A 17,769-nucleotide genomic window follows, 5' to 3' on the forward strand; every position below is an offset into this window, starting at 1 on the left:
TCCTCTCTGGCCGCAAAACCCGGGGATGAGCCGGGGGGCGGAGACCGAAAAATAACGCTAACTCGATGTAAAAAAAGGTAAACAGGCACAAATCCTGCACGTTAACCCTTAGGCTAACCCGTTTTGAGCTTACAGGATATTTTTTGCGCATTTTTTAAGGAGCGGTAATGCAACAACAGATAACGCGCTGGCTGGAACAATTTGGGTTGGAATTCGGCGGAGTGATGTCGCTGTTGATGGTATTGGGGTTGATTGTTCTGATCTCGGTGGTGATCCACCTGGTGCTGCACCGGGTAGTGTTGGCTGCCCTTCAGCGCCGAGGCCAGCAATCGCAGCGCGTCTGGCAACAGGCCATCACCCAATACAAACTGTTCCAGCGCGTGGCGCTGCTGCTGCAAGGGGTGATCATCAGCATCCAGGCGACGCTGTGGCTGCAGAGCGGCAGCCAGACCCAGGCGGTGATCGTTACCGCCGCGCAGGTGTGGATCCTCGCCTTCACCCTGCTGTCGCTGTTCTCGTTGCTGGATACGCTGCTGGCGCTGCTGCGCCAAAGTCCGATCTCCAATCAGCTGCCGCTGCGCGGCATTTTCCAGGGCCTGAAACTGGTGGCGGCGATCCTGATCGGCATCATGATCGTCTCGCTGCTGATGGGCAAATCGCCGCTGCTGCTGCTCAGTGGCCTGGGTGCCATGACCGCGGTTTTGATGTTGGTGTTCAAGGATCCGATCCTCGGGCTGGTGGCCGGCATCCAGCTCTCCGCCAACGATATGCTGAAGATCGGCGACTGGCTGGAAATGCCGAAATACGGCGCCGACGGCGCGGTCACCGACATCGGCCTGACCACGGTCAAAGTGCGTAACTGGGACAACACCGTCACCACCATTCCCACCTACGCGCTGATCTCCGACTCGTTCAAAAACTGGCGCTCGATGTCGGAATCCGGCGGGCGCCGCATCAAGCGCAGCCTGAATATCGACACCGGCAGCGTGCACTTCCTGTCGGAAGAGGAACAGCGCAGCCTGCAGCGCAACCCGCTGCTGCACAGCTACCTGAACGTCAAGACCCAGGAGCTGAGCCAGCACAACCAGGAGATCGCCGTCGATCTGGCCTCGCCGCTCAACGGCCGCCGCCTGACCAACCTCGGCACGCTGCGCGCCTATCTGGAAGCCTACCTGCGCGCTCACCCGCGCATTCACCAAAACATGACGCTGATGGTGCGCCAGCTGGCGCCGACGCCGGAGGGTCTGCCGCTGGAAATCTACGCCTTCACCAACACCACGGTCTGGGCGGAGTACGAAAGCATTCAGGCGGATATTTTCGACCATATTCTGGCGGTGATCGACGAGTTCGGCCTGCGCGTGCATCAGACGCCGACCGGCAATGACCTGCGCGGCATGCTGCAACAAAGCGCGAACGCTTCCTGACGTCGGCTGACGTAACTGTGTCTGCTGGTAATGATGTTCTTTCAATTGCCAGCAGATATCTCCCCCCCCTTCTTTTCCCCGGCGAAAACGGCGTTAATGCGCCTTCACCTTCACCACCGAGAGGGAAAGCCTTTGCTGAAACGGTTACGTCACCGGCTGTTTACCCTGATGGCCACCCTGCTGTTTATCGGCTGCCTGCACAACGCTTTGCTGGATGAAAGCCACATGCCCCGCAATCTGCAACCTTCGCTGAGCGCCCTCAGCAGCAACCTGCAGGACATTCGCGAAGTGCTGGCGCGCTGCGCCGGCGAGGAAGAGGAGGAACGGCTGAACGACGGCGGCATACGCATCGAAGCGCGCGCCGCCGGGGATGAGGAAGCGGAGGACAAACGCCTGGCATAATAGGTTAAAAAACGCCCCAATTTGTTGCGTGATACGCAACGCCCTACTATGATGCGTATAGCGCAACACTCATGGAGCCATCAGGATGATAAGAAGCTTCAAGCATAAGGGACTCAAAAAGTTTTTCGAAACCGGTTCAACAGCAGGTATCGACGCCAAACAGGCGAAAAAAATCGCGCTGCGGCTGAGCGTGCTGGATTTAGCGAAAGTGATTGATGACGTGGATTTACCCGGCTTCTTCTTGCATCCGCTAACGGGCGCTCGCAATGGGCAATGGTCCGTCACCGTGACCGGTAACTGGCGCATCACGTTTGAACTGGTCGAGGGTGATGTTTATATCGTGAATTATGAGGACTATCACTAATGAACCGCATGCATAATCCTCCTCATCCTGGCGAGTTGATCAAAGAAACCATGGAAACGCTGAATCTCAGCGCGCGCGCGCTGGCCAAAGCATTGGACGTCGCGCCGTCTACGGTTCAACGCCTGATCAGCGGTAAATCCGATATCTCGCCGGAAATGGCCATCCGCCTGTCCATCGTAATAGGCAGTTCCGAACAGGTCTGGATGGGAATGCAAGATGCTTACGATCTGTGGCAGGCCAGGCAGTCCATAGACGTTTCCAAACTGCGCAAGCTGGACTTCGCTTGACGCCTGCCCCTAAAAAAACACCGGCCTCAGCCGGTGTTTTTCCATTTAGTCTTGCTGCGTCGCCAGCAGCGCGCGTTTTTTCTGACGGTTGACCTTGAACCAGTACCCCGCCAGCAGCAACACCACCCAGACCAGGCCGGCGTAAAGCGAGACGCGCGTGGTCGGGAAGTAGCCGATCAGGCCGATGATGAACACCAGGAACACGATCGCCACCACCGAGGTGAACACCCCGCCGCGCAGCGGGAACGCCAGCTGCTTCACCTGCTCTTTGCTCAGGCTGCGGCGGAAGGCGATTTGCGAGAACAGGATCATGATCCACACCCACACGGTGGCGAAAGTCGCCAGAGAGGCGATCACCAGGAACACGCTCTCCGGCATGATGTAGTTGAGGTATACCGCCAGCAACAGCGCCAGCATCATCACGACCACCGTCACCCAGGGAATGCCGCGTTTCGACACCTTGCTGAACATCTTCGGCGCATGGCCCTGCTCGGCCATGCCGTGCAGCATGCGGCCGACGCCGAACACGTCGCTGTTGATCGCCGACAGCGAAGCGGTGATCACCACGAAGTTGAGGATGCCCGCCGCCACGGTGATGCCCATATGCTGGAAAGTCAGCACGAACGGGCTGCCGTTGGTGCCCACCTGGTTCCACGGGTAGATAGACATGATGACGAACAGCGTGCCGACGTAGAACACCAGAATGCGCCACGGCACCGAGTTGATGGCTTTCGGAATCGATTTTTTCGGATCCTTGGCTTCGCCGGCGGTGATGCCGATGATTTCAATGCCGCCGTAAGCGAACATCACTAGCTGCAGCGACAGGATCATGCCGATAAAGCCGTTGCTGAAGAAGCCGCCGTTCGACCACAGGTTATGAATGCCGGTCGGTTGCCCGCCGTTGCCGATGCCCCAGATGATGATGCCGATGCCGGCCGCGATCATGATGATGATGGTGGCGACCTTGAAGAACGAGAACCAGAACTCGAGCTCGCCGAACACCTTGACGCTCATCAGGTTGATGGCGCCGATGATCAGCACCACGCTCAGCACCCAGATCCAGTGCGGCACTTCCGGGAACCAGACCCCCATATAAATGCCGAAGGCGGTCACGTCGGCGATGGCGACGATCAGGATCTCAAAGCAGTAGGTCCAGCCGGTGATGTAACCCGCCATCGGGCCGAGGTAGTCCTGCGCGTAGCGGGAAAACGAGCTGGCCTGTGGGTTGTTGACCGACATCTCCCCCAGTGCACGCATGATGATGAAGGCCACGATGCCGCCGATCAGGTAAGCCAGCAGCACGCTCGGACCGGCCATTTTGATGGCGTCCGCCGAGCCGTAGAACAAGCCGGTGCCGATGGCCGACCCCAACGCCATAAAGCGGATATGACGCGTACTGAGGCCGCGTTTCAGCTTATTGTCGGGGACAGTGGTGGGTGACTGTTGTTGCATGAAAATGACCCATAGTTTTAAACGTAAAAAAGCCACGGACATGTCCGTGGCCCTAGATTAAGCCGGGGGATTATCAGTGCGCGGTCACTTGGGAACGCGTGCACACCCGATCATAAATCGCGACCAGCGCCAGCATCAGCAGCGAAGGCGGCAACCATGCCAACCCCTGCTCCGCCAGCGGCAGGTGAGTGGTCCAGGCCGGCAGCAGCTGCTGGAAGCTGGACGCTTTCACCGCGTCAAGGATACCAAACAACAGGCTGACAAGCATCACCGGCGCGATGATGCGCGGCGCGCTGTGCCACCAACGCAGGGTGAAGCTCAGCACCACCAGCACGATGCACGGCGGGTAAATCGCGGTCAGCACCGGAATGGAGATCTGGATCAGGTGGCTCAGGCCGAGGTTGGATACCACCATCGAGAACAGGCCCAGAATAAACACCAGCGTCTTGTACGAGAACGGCAGGTATTGCGCGAAGAACTCGGCGCAGGCGCAGGTCAGGCCCACCGCGGTCACCATGCAGGCGATGAAGATCAGCGCCGCCAGGAAGAAGCTGCCGAGGCCGCCAAAGGTGTTCTGAACGTAAGCGTGCAGGATCACCGCGCCGTTGGTGGCGTCCGGCACCAGCGCGCCGCTGCCGGAACCCAGTTTGAACAGGCTCAGGTACACCAGCGTCAGGCCCACGCCGGCGATCAAACCGGCCAGAATGGTGTAGCGGGTCAACAAACCGGCGTCTTTCACGCCGCGCGAACGCGCCGCGTTGACGATAACGATGCCGAACACCAGCGCGCCCAGCGTATCCATGGTCAGATAGCCGTTAACGAAGCCGGAGGAGAAAGGCACGCTCTGATAAGCCGTCGTCGCCGGAATCGGCGCACCGGCAGGCCACAGCAGCGCGGCGATGCCCAGTACGGCCAGCGCGACGATCTTCAGCGGCGCCAGCACATGGCCGACGGTATCGAGCAGGCGGCCCGGATACAGAGAGATGCCGATCACCAGCGCGAAGTACACCAGGCTGTAGATGAACAGCGGCATGGCGCCGTCGCCGGTCAGCGGGGCGATGCCCACTTCGAAGGACACGGTGGCGGTACGCGGCGTCGCGAACAACGGGCCGACGGCCAGGTAGCAGACGGTCGCCAGCAGCAAGCCGGCGCCGCGGCCGATTGGCGAACTGAGGGCGTCGATGCCGCCGCCGACGCGCGCCAGCGCGATGACGGTGATGACCGGCAGGCCCACGGCGGTGATCAGGAAGCCCAGCGCCGCAGTCCAGACGTGTTCACCGGACTGCAAACCGACCATCGGCGGGAAGATGATGTTCCCGGCCCCGACGAATAAGGCAAAGGTCATAAAGCCCAGTGCCAGGATATCTTTTGACGTTAAACGATGACTCATACGATGTCGTGTTGCCTGTTCAAATGAAAAAAAGGGTCCGATAGCGTGGTGGCGTGACGCCCCACCCGGTTGCCGGCATGCCCGATCGTCGCCGCGCCAAATAAGCACCCTAAACGCAGTCGATCCGGCGTTTATGTCCCTATTCGAAAGTGGCCGCTCATAAAGATGGGCAAAATTTTAGGAGTTATAAAAATGGAGGTTTAATCCGACAACGAAGGCTAAGGTAAACGTTTATAGCGCTTCAAGGCAAGACGCACGGCGAAAAGCAGAGCTATCGACCATATAAACTTTTGCCACCAGTCGATCATATTGGTTATCAATAAATATACACTACATGATTTGTATCATTTTTGAACAATGAATTCACAAAACGTGAAGCATATATCGCTTTACCGCTCGAAATCACCAATAAAAAGCCGATTTTCGCGTGGTATGAGCTTCGTTTCGCCATAAAAAAAGGTGAAAATTGCGCCGTTTTTTGTCGCTTATTGCGCCATGGCCGGCGCGAGCAGTGGCAACCCCAGCGCCTGACGGGTCTTCTGCAGGGTGGCCGGCGGTAGCGGCAGATAGCCGTCGTGGTTGACCAGGCTCTGGCCTGGTGTCGACAGCACGCGATCGAGGAACGCGGCGGTCAGCGGCTCAAGCGGTTGATTGGGGGCTTTGTTGATATAGATATAGAGATAGCGCGACAGCGGGTAGCGATCGTTGCGCACGTTGGCGGCGGTAGGCGCGACATAGTCTTCTCCCGACTCCGCCAACGGCAGCAGCCGCACGCCGCTGGCGCGAAAGCCGATGCTGGCATAGCCGATACCGTTGAGCGAACCGGCCACCGCCTGCACCACCGAGGCCGAGCCGGGCAGCTCATTGACGCGCGGCATAAAATCGCCGCCGCACAGCGCGCGCAGTTTGAAATAGCCGTAGGTGCCCGAAGCCGAGTTGCGGCCGAAGCGCTGCAGCGAGCGCGTCGCCCAATCGCCGCTGAGCCCCAGCTCGCCCCAGCGCGTCAGCGGTTTGCTTTCACCGCAGCGCCGGGTGGCGGAGAAAATGCGATCGAGCTGCTGCAGATTGAGGCCGCGCAGCGGGTTGTCCTGATGCACCAACACCACCAGCGCATCCACCGCCACCGGCACCGCCAGCGGCGCATAGCCGTAACGGTGTTCGAACGCCGAAACCTCAGCCGCCTTCATCGGCCGGCTCATCGGGCCCAGCTGCGCGGCGCCCGCCGCCAACGCGGTCGGCGCGGTCGACGAGCCGGCGGCCTGGATCTGCAGGTTAACGTTGGGGTAATGCCGGCTGAAATCCTGCGCCCACAACGCCATCAGATTCGCCAGGGTGTCGGAGCCGACGCTGGACAGGTTGCCCGCCAACATGCCATCGGGCTGCGCCAGCGCGCCGCGTCCGGCCAGCAGCGCCAGGCAAAGCAACAGCCCTCGGGTTATTCGGGTCATACCGGTGTCTCGCGTTAATTTTTCACCGCATTCTCTGATAAAGCGGCGGGAACAATCAACCGGTTGGGTAAGGTAAAGATAAAGCGCGTGCCGATCCCCGGCTCGCTGAGGATCTCCAGCCGCGCGTCGTGATGGCTGAGCGCGTGTTTGACGATCGCCAGCCCCAGCCCGCTGCCGCCGGTCTGGCGCGAGCGGGCCTTGTCGACGCGGTAAAAACGCTCGGTCAGGCGCGGAAGGTGTTCGGCGGCGATGCCCGGCCCGTTGTCGCTGACCTGGAACTGCGCGCCCTGCGCCGTCTGTTGCCAGCTCACTTCGATATGGGTGCCCTTCGGCGTGTGGTTGACCGCGTTGTACACCAGGTTAGACACCGCGCTGCGCAACTGGTCTTCATTGCCGAACACGTTGAGCTGCTCGTTAACCCGGAAGGTGATCTCATGATTGCCGCCGCTCAGCGATTGCGCCTCGCGCTGCAACACCCGCAGCATCAGCGGGATATCCACCCGCTCGTTCATGTCGACATTGGGCGCCGCCTCGATGCGCGACAGCGTCAGCAGTTGCTTGACCAGCCCGTCCATCCGGCGGGTCTGCTCTTGCATGGTGCTGAGCGCCTTGCTGCGCAGCGAACCGTCCTGCTCTTCGTCGCCCATCATCTCCAGGTAGCCCTGCAGCACCGTCAGCGGCGTGCGCAGCTCATGGCTGACGTTGGCGAAGAAGTTGCGCCGCGCGCCCTCCAGCTGGCGCATCTGGGTGACGTCGCGCGCCACCATCAGCAACTGCCCTTCGGAATACGGCATCACGCGGAATTCGACGTAGTGTTCGTTGTTCAACTGCAGCGTCAGCGGACGCGAAAACTCCTGCTGTTGCAGATAGTGGCTGAATTCCGGATAACGCAGCAGGTTAAGGATGTGCTGGCCGTTGTCTTCCGGCCAGCGGAAGCCGAGCAGATGCTGCGCCAGCCCGTTGCACCAGAAGATGTTGCCCTCGACGGTGGTCATCACCACCGCGTCAGGCAGCGATTCGGCTCCGCTGCGAAAGCGCTTGATAAGCAGCGCCAGCTCGCGCCGGCGGCGGCGGTTGCGCTGCTGCATCTGATACAGGCCATAAAACAGCGGCTCCCAGCTCCAGCGGCCGGGCGGCGGCGTCATGCTGCGGTCGATCCACAGCCAATGGGAGAGTTTGAGCTGGTTGTAGAAATTCCACACCAGCGCAGCCAGCGCGGAGGCCAGCAGGAACCAGGGCAGATAACCGAAAATCAGCCCCAGCAGTAAGGCGGGCAAACAAAAAAGAGCCAGCTCCAGAGCCAGCCTCTTCCACGACAGACGTTCTAACACGGCATATTCTCCAGCGCAGCGCGATCAGTAGCGCGTTGAGAACCGGTAGCCGGTGCCCCGAACGGTTTGAACCATTTTATCATGCCCACTGGTTTCTAACGCCTTGCGGAGCCGACGGATATGCACGTCAACGGTACGGTCTTCCACATAAACGTTAGTGCCCCAGACGTGATTAAGCAACTGCTCACGGCTATAAACCCGCTCCGGGTGGGTCATAAAGAAGTGCAGCAGCTTGAACTCGGTCGGCCCCATGTCCAGCGCCTGATCGTTCGCCATCACGCGGTGGGAGGACGGGTCCAGGCTCAGCCCTTGCATTTCAATCACCTCCTCCACCGCCATCGGTGAAATGCGGCGCATGACCGCCTTGATGCGCGCCACCAGCTCCTTGGGCGAGAACGGCTTGGTGATGTAATCATCCGCCCCCACTTCCAGGCCGCGCACCCGGTCTTCTTCTTCGCCGCGCGCGGTCAACATCATCACCGGGATATCGCGGGTCAGCGCTTCGCGCTTCATATGTTTGATAAACTGAATGCCGGAACCCCCGGGCAACATCCAGTCAAGCAACACCAAATCAGGGAACGGCTCAGACAGACGCGTCACGGCGCTGTCATAATCCTCGGCTTCCAACGGTTGGTAACCATTTTGTTCCAACACAAAGCACACCATCTCACGGATCGGCGCTTCGTCTTCCACCACCAGTATGCGTCTTGCCATCGTCAATCCTGCCAATGTGTTAGCGACTTTTCGGGCGCCATTATGCGTCAGTTTTGTGACACTTTTATGAAAAAAACCGGCTGTTATAGGCAGTAAGCATAGCGATTATTTCCCGCAGTAAAGAAAAATCATCCGGTTGTCATCATCATTGCGCCAGGACAGCCGCCGCCGCGGCCTTTATAATCATCGCCATTATCTTTGCATCCGGGAGTGTCATGCGCCTGATCCACACCTCTGACTGGCACCTTGGCCAGTACTTTTTCACCAAAAGCCGCGCCGCCGAGCACCAGGCTTTTCTGAACTGGCTGATCGAACAGATCGAACAGCAACAGGTGGATGCGCTGATCGTCGCCGGGGATCTGTTCGATACCGGCTCACCGCCCAGCTATGCCCGCGAGCTGTACAACCGCTTCGTGGTGGAACTGCAGCGCACCGGCTGCCAGTTGGTGGTGCTGGGCGGCAACCACGACTCGGTAGCGACGCTGAACGAATCGCGGGAGCTGCTCTCCTGCCTGAACACCACGGTGATCGCCAGCGCGCAAGGCGCCCCGGAACAGCAAATCGTGGTGCTGAACCGGCGCGACGGCCAGCCGGGCGCGGTGCTGTGCGCCATTCCGTTCCTGCGGCCGCGCGATCTGCTCACCAGCCGCGCCGGCGAATCCGGCGCACAGAAACAGCAGGCGCTGCAGGAAGCCATCGCCGAACATTATCAGACGCTGTATCAGGCGGCCTGCGAGCGCCGCGACCAGCTGGGCTTGCCGCTGCCGATCGTCGCCACCGGCCACCTGACCACCGTCGGCGTCACCACCTCCGACTCGGTGCGCGACATCTATATCGGCACCCTCGACGCCTTCCCGGCGCAGGCTTTCCCGCCCGCCGACTATATCGCGCTGGGCCACATTCACCGCGCGCAGAACGTCGCCAAATCGGAGCATATTCGCTATAGCGGCTCGCCGATCCCGCTCAGCTTCGATGAGCTGGGCAAAGCCAAAAGCGTCTTCCTGGTGGATTTCGCCGACGGCACCCTGCAGCGGGTTGACGCGTTAACGATCCCGCAGTTCCAGCCCATGCAGCTGATCAAAGGCGATCTGGCCGAGATCGAACGGCAGCTGCGGCAATTTGCCGACTATGCCGGCGAGCGGCCGGTGTGGCTGGATATCGAAGTGGCGACGCAGGACTACCTCAGCGACATCCAGCGCCGCATCCAGCTGCTGGCGGATGAGCTGCCAGTGGAAGTGGTGCTGCTACGGCGCAGCAAAGAGCAGCGCCGCCAGGCGATTGCGCAGCAGGATAAGGAAACGCTGAACGAGCTGAGCGTCAACGAAGTGTTCGAACGGCGCCTGGCGCAGGAGGCTGAGATGCCCGAAACGCGTCAACAGCGGATGCGCCAGATGTTCCGCCAGGTGGTCGAGGCGGTGCAGCATAACGCCGAGGAGACGAATTCATGAAGATCCTCAGCCTGCGGTTAAAAAACCTCAACTCGCTGCAGGGCGAATGGAAAATTGACTTCACCGCCGAGCCTTTCGCCAGCAACGGCCTGTTCGCCATTACCGGCCCGACCGGCGCGGGCAAAACCACCCTGCTGGACGCCATTTGCCTGGCGCTGTATCACCAAACGCCGCGCCTCAACGTCACGCCGAGCCAGAATGAGCTGATGACCCGCCACACCGCCGAGTCGCTGGCGGAGGTCGAATTCGAGGTCAAGGGCATCGGCTATCGCGCCTTTTGGAGCCAGCGCCGCGCCAAAAATGCGCCGGACGGCAATCTGCAGGCGCCGAAGGTCGAACTGGCGCGCCGCGAGGACGGCAAGATCCTGGCGGATAAGGTACGCGACAAGCTGGAGATCACCGCCGCCATCACCGGGCTGGACTTCGGCCGCTTCACCAAATCGATGATGCTGTCTCAAGGGCAGTTTGCCGCGTTCCTCAACGCCGACGCCAACGATCGCGCCGAGCTGCTGGAAGAGCTGACCGGCACCGAAATCTACGGGCGGTTGTCCGAACAGGTGTTCGAGTCGCACAAGCAGGCCAAAACCGACCTGGATGCGTTGCACCAGCGCGCCAGCGGCATCGAGTTGCTGAATGATGAACAGCGCCACTCCCTGACTGAACAGCTGACGGCGCTGAGCGCGCAGGAAAGTGCTCTCGGCGAGCAAACTCAGCAACAGCAACAGGCGCTGAGCTGGCTGCAGCAATGGCAACGCCTCCGGCAACAGCAAAACGAGGGTCAACGGCGGCTGGAAACCGCCCAGCGCGAGCAGGCCGAGGCCGCCCCGCAGTTGCAGCGGCTGGCGCTCAGCGAACCGGCCGAGAAATTGCGGCCGCTGCGCGGCGAACGCGATCGCTGCCGCACCGAGCTACAAACGATACAACAGCAGGCTGCCCAGCTGACGCAGCAACAGGAACAGCACTCGGCGCAGCTGGCACCGCTGCAGCAGGCGGTGGAGAAAACCCGCCAGGCGCAGCAAACCCATGCCGAGCATATGCGGCAACAGCAACAGCTGATCGACGAGCAGGTCGCCCCGCTCGATCACCAAATAGCCCAACTGCTATCGACCCAGGCCGAGCGGCGACAGGCCGGCGATGCCGCCGCGCAGCAGTGCGCTAAACAACAGACCGCGCTGGAGCAACTCACCGTCCAACGCCACCAACTGACGACGCAGGCCGCACAGCATCAGCAGCAACTGAGCGCGCTGAGCGAAGCGCTGGCCGTTCAACAGCAACAGCAGCAGGCACTGGAGGCGAAAACGCCGCTGGCCCCGCTGCGCCAGCGCCTGAGCGCCCTGGCAGACCTGCGCCCAACGCGCCAGCAGCTGTTTACTCTGACATCCCTTCACCGTCAGACTCGCGAGCGTCTGGCCCGGCAACAGGCGGAGCATGCCGAGCGGCAAACGCAGCTCGCCGGGTTGCAACAACAGCTGGAGAACGCGCGTCAGCAATTCAAACAGCACAAGGCGCAGCTGCAGGAAGTGGAGCGGATCCACGAACTGGAAAAACGCATCGTCAGTCTGGAGGCGGAGCGCGCCCTGCTGCAGAACGGTGCCCCCTGCCCGCTGTGCGGTTCCACCAGCCATCCGGCGGTAGAGCAGTATCAGGCGGTGCAGCCTTCGGCCACGGAACAGCGTTTGGTCGAGATGCGTACCCTCGCCGAGAAACTGCAAACCCAGGGCACCGAGCTGCGTACCCGCTGCGAAGGCCTGCAGGAACAACAACAGCGCCAACAGCAAACCATCGCGCAGGATGAACAGCAGCTGGCTGCCCAACAGCAGCAGTGGCGGCAGCTCAGCGCACCGCTGGCGTTCGACTTTACGTTGGCGGATGGCGAGCAACTCAGCGCCTGGCTGAACGGCTGCGACGACGAAGAGCGGTGCGGGCAACAGGCGCTGCAGCAGCATGAACAGGCGGCGCAGGCGGTACAGCAGGCGAAAGACGCGCTCACCGCTCTGCAAGCGCAGCAGCAGCAGACGCAGCAACAGCTGGCGTTGCTCGAAGAACGCTTTACGCTGCTGCATAAAGCCCACGCCGACAGCCTGCAACAGCAGCAAGAGCTGCAACAACGCTGGCAAGAAGGCGAGAAAACCCTCGCTGAACGACGTGCGCAGCGGCTGGCGCTGTTCGGCGAACAGCAGGTGGCTCAGGTGCGCGAACAGCTGCGCGCCAAACAAATCGCCTGCGAACAGGCCAGCGTTCAGGCCGCCGAGCAGTGGCAAAAGGCGCAGGAACTGCGCGAACGCCTGGCCGGCCAGCAGGCCGGGCTGCAACAACAGCTCACCCAGATGCAGGAGCGGCTGCAGCAGGCGCAGCAGCAGTGGCAGCAGGCGCTGGCCGACAGCGAGTTCGCCGATGAAACCGCCTTCGCCGCCGCGCTGCTGGACGACGCCCTGCGTCGCGAATTGCAGCAGCGCAAAGAGCGGCTGCAACAGCGGCAGGTGGAGGCCGCCGCCCTGCTGACACAGGCGACGCAAACGCTGGAGCAGCATCGGCAGTGCCGTCCTGAAGGGCTGGATGAGGCCAATGCGGATATCGATGCGCTCACTCAATCGCTGGCCGAGCTGGCACAGCAGTTGAAGGCGCTGCAGCTGAGCCAGGGCGAACTGCGCAACCAGCTGGAAAGCGACGCCGCCCGTCGTCTCAATCAACAGGCGCTGTTCGAGCAAATCGCCCGCAGCCAGCAAGACTACGACGACTGGAGCTACCTCAACCAGCTGATCGGCTCGAAAGAAGGCGACAAGTTCCGCCGTTTCGCTCAGGGGCTGACGCTCGATCATCTGGTCTATCTGGCCAACCGGCAGCTCGGCCGGCTGCACGGGCGCTACCTGCTGCAGCGCAAAACCAGCGACGCGCTGGAGCTGCAGGTGGTGGACACCTGGCAGGCCGATGCGCTGCGCGATACCCGCACCCTGTCCGGCGGCGAGAGCTTCCTGGTCAGCCTGGCGCTGGCGCTGGCGTTGTCCGATCTGGTTAGCCACAAAACCAGCATCGACTCGCTGTTCCTCGACGAAGGCTTCGGCACGCTGGACGCCGAAACCCTCGATACCGCGCTGGACGCGCTGGACAGCCTGAATGCTTCCGGTAAAACCATTGGCGTGATCAGCCACGTCGAGGCGATGAAAGAGCGTATTCCGGTGCAAATCAAGGTGAAAAAGGTCAACGGGCTTGGCGTCAGCCGGCTGGAGGCGCACTTCAGGCTGGAATGATCCCGCCGCGCGCGGCGCAGAAGTGTGACCGTGGCGGCACTCCGCGGTGAAAAGCGTTGAGCCGCGGCGAGCACGGGTTATTATGCAGGCATAACAGGATTGTTACTGTATCCCCTCCGCCGCTCAGGCCGCAGGGCAGAAAGATAAAATACAGGCAAAACCTGACGCCCGGGATCGCTTCCGGGCGTCAGGTTTTTTCGTTTTCAGGATGCTGAAACACCGGGAAAAACCATGAAAATCGCTAAAATACTCAATAATAACGTGGTGATTACGCTGGACGACCGTCAGGCAGAGACGGTGGTGATGGGAAAAGGAATCGGCTTTAAAAAGAAGCCCGGCGATACGCTGGACGAAAGCCTGATCGAAAAGGTCTTCACCCATAACGGCGGAGAAATCGCCGAGCGCTATAAAGAGCTGCTCGCCGAGATCCCATTGGCCTGCGTCACCACCGCCGACAGAATCATCACCCTCGCCCGCGAACGCCTGCCGGGCAAGCTGCATAACATCGTCTACATCACGCTGACCGATCACATCCACTTCGCCCTGCAGCGCCATGCGCAAGGGCTGGATATCAAGAATGCGCTGCTGTGGGAGATTAAAAAACTCTATCCGGCCGAATTCGCCGTCGGGCTGGAGGCGCTGGCCCTGATCGCACAGCGGCTGGATACCGTGTTGCCGGAGGACGAAGCCGGATTTATCGCCCTGCACCTGGTCAACGCTCAGCTTAACGACGAGATGCACAACACGCTGCACATTACCCGCGTGATGCAAGAGATCCTCAACCTGGTCAAGTACCATTTCCGCTTTGATTACAACGAGGAATCCCTGAGCTACCACCGGTTCGTCACCCACTTGAAATTTTTCGCCCAACGGCTGCTGGGGAAAAACTACGTCGACAGCGACGACGATTCGCTGTATCAGGTGGTGAAAGAGAAGTACCCCGAGTCATTCGCCTGCGCCGGTAAGATCAACCGCCACATCGAAAAGCACTATCAGCATCAGCTCACCACGGAAGAGATGATGTTTCTGACCATTCATATCGAACGGGTGCGCAGCGAAAGCGAGGAAAAGCCGGCTTAACGGCGGGCGTCCGCCACCCGCACGCCGTACTGCGGAAACACCGCGTCGGCGGAGATCAGCGTCAGCCCCTCGGCCTGCGCCTGTGCGATCAGCATGCGATCGAAAGGATCTTGATGATGGGGCGGCAGCTGCCCGGCCTGTTGGCAGTGAAAGGCGTCCATCGGCAAAGACAGAAAATTCTCGGCCTCGATGATCGCAAAGATGTCTTCCGGCAGCGCCAGTTTGCCCAGCGCCTGCTTGATCGAGATCTCCCAAATGCTGGCCGCGCTGACGTACACCGCATTGCCCGGATCGGCGATCTGCCTTTTGGCGTTCACGCCCAGGCAGGCGTCGTCGATCAGCCACCACAGCAACGCGTGGGTATCCAGCAACAGGCGCTTCATTCATCGCCCTCAAACAACGCCGCAATGGCCGCATCCCCGGCGTTGAAATCCGCCGGCACGGTGAACCTGCCCTTGGCAGCGCCAGGGCGGCGCGCTTCCCCCTTGATGGCGACCAGCTGTACGTACGGCTTCCCTGCTTTTGCAATAATCACGGTTTCTCCCTCCGCGGCTCTGTCCGCCAACTGGCTCAGATTGGATTTGGCTTCGTGCATATTGGCCTGAATCGGCATACGCGTCCTCCTTAGCTAAGTTAGCTAAAGCATAAAGCGCCGTCCAGTTTTTGTACAGTGAAGGGTTTAAAGCGCGAGCAGCCTCGCGCTTTGTTGCAACGCTTAGCGCTGCTGTTGCGGCCACAGCCAGGCCGCACCGCGCACGCCGCTGGAGTCGCCGTGAACGGCCTTGCGGATCGGCGTTTCACACTCGCCGCCGAACACCCAGCCTTTCACCAGTTGCGGCACCGTGCGATACAGACGATCCACGTTGCTCATACCGCCGCCGAGCACCACCACATCCGGATCCAGCATGTTGATCACGTGCGCCAGCGATTTCGCCAGCCGCATTTCGTAGCGGCCAATCGCCTGCTCCGCCAACGCATCGCCCCGCTCGCTCAGCGCCATGATCTCATGCCCTTGCAGCGCATTGCCGCTCAGGCGCGCATAGTCGGTGGCGAAACCGGTGCCGGAAACAAAGGTTTCGATGCAACCCGGCTTGCCGCAGTAACACGGCACTTCGCGGGCGTAACGCAGCTCATCGTCATCCTGCCACGGCAGCGGATTGTGCCCCCATTCACCGGCGATGCCGTTGCCGCCGGCATGCGCCTGGCCGTTCAGCGCCACGCCGGCGCCGCAGCCGGTGCCGATGATAACCGCAAACACGGTTTTCGCGCCGGCGCCGGCGCCATCGGTGGCTTCCGACACCGCCAGACAGTTGGCATCGTTGGCGATGCGCACCTCTCGCGTCAGCAGCGCCGAAAGATCCTCGTCCAGCGGTTGGCCGTTGAGCCACACCGAGTTGGCGTTTTTCACCCGCCCGGTAAACGGCGACAGCGTGCCGGGAATGCCGATCCCGACCGATCCCCGTTCGCCGGTATGATCCTCGGCCAGTTTCACCAGCCCGGCGATCGCCGCCAGAGTTTGCCGGTAGTCATGGCGCGGCGTGGCGATACGATGGCGAAACAGCTCCCGCCCGTCGTCCGCCAACGCAATCACTTCAATTTTCGTTCCACCCAAATCGATGCCAATGCGCACGTATTTTTCTCCTCGATGCCGCGCAGCGTTGCCACAGCCTAATGTAAGCGCGCGAATGAATCACCTGTTTCCCACCCTCCGTCCCGTCCTTTCTCGCTGCGTAAAGCGACGCAATTCAGAGAGAATGGGGCGATTTTTCAGCGTCAATTCGTTATCATGCCGCCCTGCTTTTGACGAATCAGCGTGCCGAACGCACGCCCAGCCTGGGATAACATTATGCTGTGGTTTAAGAATTTGATGGTTTACCGTTTGAGCCGCGAAGTGGCGCTAAACGCGGATGAAATGGAAAAACAACTCAGCGCGTTCGCCTTCACGCCGTGCGGCAGCCAGGACATGGCGAAGACCGGCTGGGTCTCCCCGATGGGCTCGCACAGCGATGCGCTGACGCACGCGGTCAACGGTCAGATCGTCATCTGCGCGCGCAAAGAAGAGAAAATCCTGCCGTCGCCGGTCATCAAGCAAGAGCTGCAGGCCAAGATTGAGCGCCTGGAGGCGGAACAACACCGCAAACTGAAGAAGACCGAGAAAGACGCGCTGAAGGACGAAGTGCTGCACAGCCTGCTGCCGCGCGCATTCAGCCGCTTCAACCAGACCTTCATGTGGATCGACACCGTCAACGATCTGATCATGGTCGATGCCGCCAGCGCCAAACGCGCCGAAGATACGCTGGCGCTGCTGCGCAAGAGCCTCGGCTCGCTGCCGGTGGTGCCGCTGACCATGGAAAGCCCGATCGAACTGACGCTGACCGAATGGGTGCGTTCCGGCGAGATGCCGGCCGGCTTCGCCATTCAGGATGAAGCGGAACTGAAAGCGATTCTGGAAGAAGGCGGCGTGATCCGCTGCAAGAAACAGAATCTGATCAGCGACGAAATCGCGGTGCACATCGAAGCCGGCAAGCTGGTAACCAAGCTGGCGGTGGATTGGCAGGAGCGCATTCAGCTGATGCTGTCGGACGACGGCTCGCTCAAGCGCCTGAAGTTCGCCGACACGCTGCGCGAGCAGAACGACGATATCGATCGCGATGACTTCGCCCAGCGCTTTGACGCCGACTTTATCCTGATGACCAGCGAGCTGGCGGCGTTGATCAAAAACACCATCGAAGCGCTCGGCGGCGAAGCCCAGCGTTAATCCCGCCTCAGAAACGACCAGGGCCCAGCGTTCGCTGAGCCCTGCGTTCCCCTAACGAGCAACCTTTATTTGCTCAGGTAGCGGCACAGATAGGCGGTCGCGTCGGCCACCTGCAGGTTGAACTCGCTGTGCCCCGGCACGAAGAATTTCTCGCCCGGCGTAAACACCTGCCAGTCCGGCGCGCCCGGCAGCAGCACTTTCAGCGCCCCGGTGATCACCGTCATTTCTTCCGGCTGCGCGGTGGAGAAGGTGTATTCGCCCTCTTCCATCACACCCACGCTGGTAAGACCGATGCTGCTACTGTCAAAACCGATAGACTTCACTTTTCCGGCAAAATACTCATTCACTTTCAGCATAGACTGGCACCCGCGTCATCATCTTGTATGGAAAATCCATATTGGGGGATTGCGGTTGATCTGTCAC

General features: G+C 60.7%; 17 protein-coding genes. 8 read left to right on the top strand and 9 right to left on the bottom strand.

Annotated features, from left to right (window positions below; translation table 11 throughout):
- Positions 1-167 precede the first annotated feature (167 nt).
- The 4 genes from ACJ8M3_RS13105 (at position 168) to ACJ8M3_RS13120 (ending at position 2,477) form a co-directional block, all read left to right on the top strand.
- A complete protein-coding gene (locus ACJ8M3_RS13105) occupies positions 168-1,424 on the top strand; it encodes a mechanosensitive ion channel family protein (protein WP_122004305.1) in 1,257 nt (418 codons plus the stop codon).
- A 132-nt stretch (positions 1,425-1,556) separates the two neighbouring features.
- Positions 1,557-1,826, top strand: a complete 270-nt coding sequence (locus tag ACJ8M3_RS13110; protein ID WP_122004304.1) for a hypothetical protein — start codon at positions 1,557-1,559, stop codon at positions 1,824-1,826.
- Between the two features lie 85 nt (positions 1,827-1,911).
- Positions 1,912-2,190, top strand: a complete 279-nt coding sequence (locus tag ACJ8M3_RS13115; protein WP_033651073.1) for a type II toxin-antitoxin system RelE/ParE family toxin — start codon at positions 1,912-1,914, stop codon at positions 2,188-2,190.
- A complete protein-coding gene (locus tag ACJ8M3_RS13120; RefSeq protein WP_025160069.1) occupies positions 2,190-2,477 on the top strand; it encodes a HigA family addiction module antitoxin in 288 nt (95 codons plus the stop codon). Before ACJ8M3_RS13115 ends, ACJ8M3_RS13120 begins: the two co-directional genes overlap by 1 nt.
- A gap of 45 nt (positions 2,478-2,522) precedes the next feature.
- On the opposite strand, the gene proY is transcribed toward ACJ8M3_RS13120, so the two are convergent.
- From proY to phoB, 5 genes are all read right to left on the bottom strand, one after another.
- Positions 2,523-3,929: a proline-specific permease ProY gene (proY, locus tag ACJ8M3_RS13125; RefSeq protein ID WP_033651183.1), complete on the bottom strand. Its 1,407-nt coding sequence runs from the start codon at positions 3,927-3,929 to the stop codon at positions 2,523-2,525.
- Positions 3,930-4,002: 73 nt separating this feature from the next.
- Complete coding sequence (gene brnQ / locus ACJ8M3_RS13130; protein ID WP_021504688.1) at positions 4,003-5,319, bottom strand: branched-chain amino acid transport system II carrier protein; 1,317 nt, start codon at positions 5,317-5,319, stop codon at positions 4,003-4,005.
- Between the two features lie 485 nt (positions 5,320-5,804).
- Positions 5,805-6,767, bottom strand: coding sequence for a PstS family phosphate ABC transporter substrate-binding protein (locus tag ACJ8M3_RS13135; RefSeq protein WP_122004303.1), 963 nt, complete (start codon positions 6,765-6,767; stop codon positions 5,805-5,807).
- Between the two features lie 14 nt (positions 6,768-6,781).
- On the bottom strand, positions 6,782-8,098 hold the full coding sequence (phoR, locus tag ACJ8M3_RS13140; RefSeq protein ID WP_033642047.1) for a phosphate regulon sensor histidine kinase PhoR: 1,317 nt from the start codon (positions 8,096-8,098) through the stop codon (positions 6,782-6,784).
- Between the two features lie 24 nt (positions 8,099-8,122).
- Entirely contained in the window at positions 8,123-8,812 is a 690-nt protein-coding gene (gene phoB / locus ACJ8M3_RS13145) for a phosphate response regulator transcription factor PhoB (protein WP_004940438.1), read from the bottom strand.
- A 215-nt stretch (positions 8,813-9,027) separates the two neighbouring features.
- On the opposite strand from phoB, the gene sbcD reads away from it, so the two are divergent.
- The 3 genes from sbcD to licT all read left to right on the top strand — a co-directional run bounded on the left by sbcD (position 9,028) and on the right by licT (position 14,588).
- On the top strand, positions 9,028-10,260 hold the full coding sequence (sbcD, locus tag ACJ8M3_RS13150; protein ID WP_033651069.1) for an exonuclease subunit SbcD: 1,233 nt from the start codon (positions 9,028-9,030) through the stop codon (positions 10,258-10,260).
- The gene (gene sbcC / locus ACJ8M3_RS13155) at positions 10,257-13,508 is read left to right on the top strand and encodes an exonuclease subunit SbcC (RefSeq protein ID WP_089196638.1); all 3,252 of its coding nucleotides are present in this window, start codon (positions 10,257-10,259) and stop codon (positions 13,506-13,508) included. Before sbcD ends, sbcC begins: the two co-directional genes overlap by 4 nt.
- A 231-nt stretch (positions 13,509-13,739) precedes the next feature.
- Positions 13,740-14,588, top strand: a complete 849-nt coding sequence (gene licT / locus ACJ8M3_RS13160) for a BglG family transcription antiterminator LicT (protein WP_033642044.1) — start codon at positions 13,740-13,742, stop codon at positions 14,586-14,588.
- Here the strand turns inward: licT and ACJ8M3_RS13165 are convergent.
- From ACJ8M3_RS13165 to mak, 3 genes are all read right to left on the bottom strand, one after another.
- On the bottom strand, positions 14,585-14,971 hold the full coding sequence (locus ACJ8M3_RS13165; protein ID WP_089196637.1) for a type II toxin-antitoxin system VapC family toxin: 387 nt from the start codon (positions 14,969-14,971) through the stop codon (positions 14,585-14,587). The genes licT and ACJ8M3_RS13165 overlap by 4 nt on opposite strands.
- On the bottom strand, positions 14,968-15,201 hold the full coding sequence (locus ACJ8M3_RS13170; protein WP_004940455.1) for a type II toxin-antitoxin system Phd/YefM family antitoxin: 234 nt from the start codon (positions 15,199-15,201) through the stop codon (positions 14,968-14,970). Before ACJ8M3_RS13170 ends, ACJ8M3_RS13165 begins: the two co-directional genes overlap by 4 nt.
- A gap of 102 nt (positions 15,202-15,303) precedes the next feature.
- A complete protein-coding gene (gene mak / locus ACJ8M3_RS13175) occupies positions 15,304-16,218 on the bottom strand; it encodes a fructokinase (protein ID WP_046688346.1) in 915 nt (304 codons plus the stop codon).
- 216 nt (positions 16,219-16,434) lie between these two features.
- Here mak and rdgC point away from each other — a divergent pair, with 216 nt between their 5' ends.
- Positions 16,435-17,346: a recombination-associated protein RdgC gene (gene rdgC / locus ACJ8M3_RS13180; protein ID WP_004940461.1), complete on the top strand. Its 912-nt coding sequence runs from the start codon at positions 16,435-16,437 to the stop codon at positions 17,344-17,346.
- Between the two features lie 65 nt (positions 17,347-17,411).
- Here the strand turns inward: rdgC and ppnP are convergent, their stop codons facing one another.
- Positions 17,412-17,702 carry a pyrimidine/purine nucleoside phosphorylase gene (gene ppnP / locus ACJ8M3_RS13185; protein WP_004940463.1) on the bottom strand — a complete coding sequence of 97 codons (291 nt, stop codon included), beginning with the start codon at positions 17,700-17,702 and terminating at the stop codon, positions 17,412-17,414.
- Positions 17,703-17,769 lie beyond the last annotated feature (67 nt).

This window comes from Serratia sp. CY55921, from assembly GCF_052167655.1.
GTDB classification, from domain to species: domain Bacteria; phylum Pseudomonadota; class Gammaproteobacteria; order Enterobacterales; family Enterobacteriaceae; genus Serratia; species Serratia ureilytica.

Coding starts and splice junctions, on each gene's coding strand:
- sbcD (WP_033651069.1), top strand. CDS start 9,028: ATGCGCCTGATCCACACCTCTGACTGGCACCTTGGCCAGTACTTTTTC.
- rdgC (WP_004940461.1), top strand. CDS start 16,435: ATGCTGTGGTTTAAGAATTTGATGGTTTACCGTTTGAGCCGCGAAGTG.
- brnQ (WP_021504688.1), bottom strand. CDS start 5,319: ATGAGTCATCGTTTAACGTCAAAAGATATCCTGGCACTGGGCTTTATG.
- sbcC (WP_089196638.1), top strand. CDS start 10,257: ATGAAGATCCTCAGCCTGCGGTTAAAAAACCTCAACTCGCTGCAGGGC.
- ACJ8M3_RS13120 (WP_025160069.1), top strand. CDS start 2,190: ATGAACCGCATGCATAATCCTCCTCATCCTGGCGAGTTGATCAAAGAA.
- ACJ8M3_RS13165 (WP_089196637.1), bottom strand. CDS start 14,971: ATGAAGCGCCTGTTGCTGGATACCCACGCGTTGCTGTGGTGGCTGATC.
- ACJ8M3_RS13135 (WP_122004303.1), bottom strand. CDS start 6,767: ATGACCCGAATAACCCGAGGGCTGTTGCTTTGCCTGGCGCTGCTGGCC.
- phoB (WP_004940438.1), bottom strand. CDS start 8,812: ATGGCAAGACGCATACTGGTGGTGGAAGACGAAGCGCCGATCCGTGAG.
- ACJ8M3_RS13115 (WP_033651073.1), top strand. CDS start 1,912: ATGATAAGAAGCTTCAAGCATAAGGGACTCAAAAAGTTTTTCGAAACC.
- ACJ8M3_RS13105 (WP_122004305.1), top strand. CDS start 168: ATGCAACAACAGATAACGCGCTGGCTGGAACAATTTGGGTTGGAATTC.
- ppnP (WP_004940463.1), bottom strand. CDS start 17,702: ATGCTGAAAGTGAATGAGTATTTTGCCGGAAAAGTGAAGTCTATCGGT.
- proY (WP_033651183.1), bottom strand. CDS start 3,929: ATGCAACAACAGTCACCCACCACTGTCCCCGACAATAAGCTGAAACGC.
- licT (WP_033642044.1), top strand. CDS start 13,740: ATGAAAATCGCTAAAATACTCAATAATAACGTGGTGATTACGCTGGAC.
- ACJ8M3_RS13170 (WP_004940455.1), bottom strand. CDS start 15,201: ATGCCGATTCAGGCCAATATGCACGAAGCCAAATCCAATCTGAGCCAG.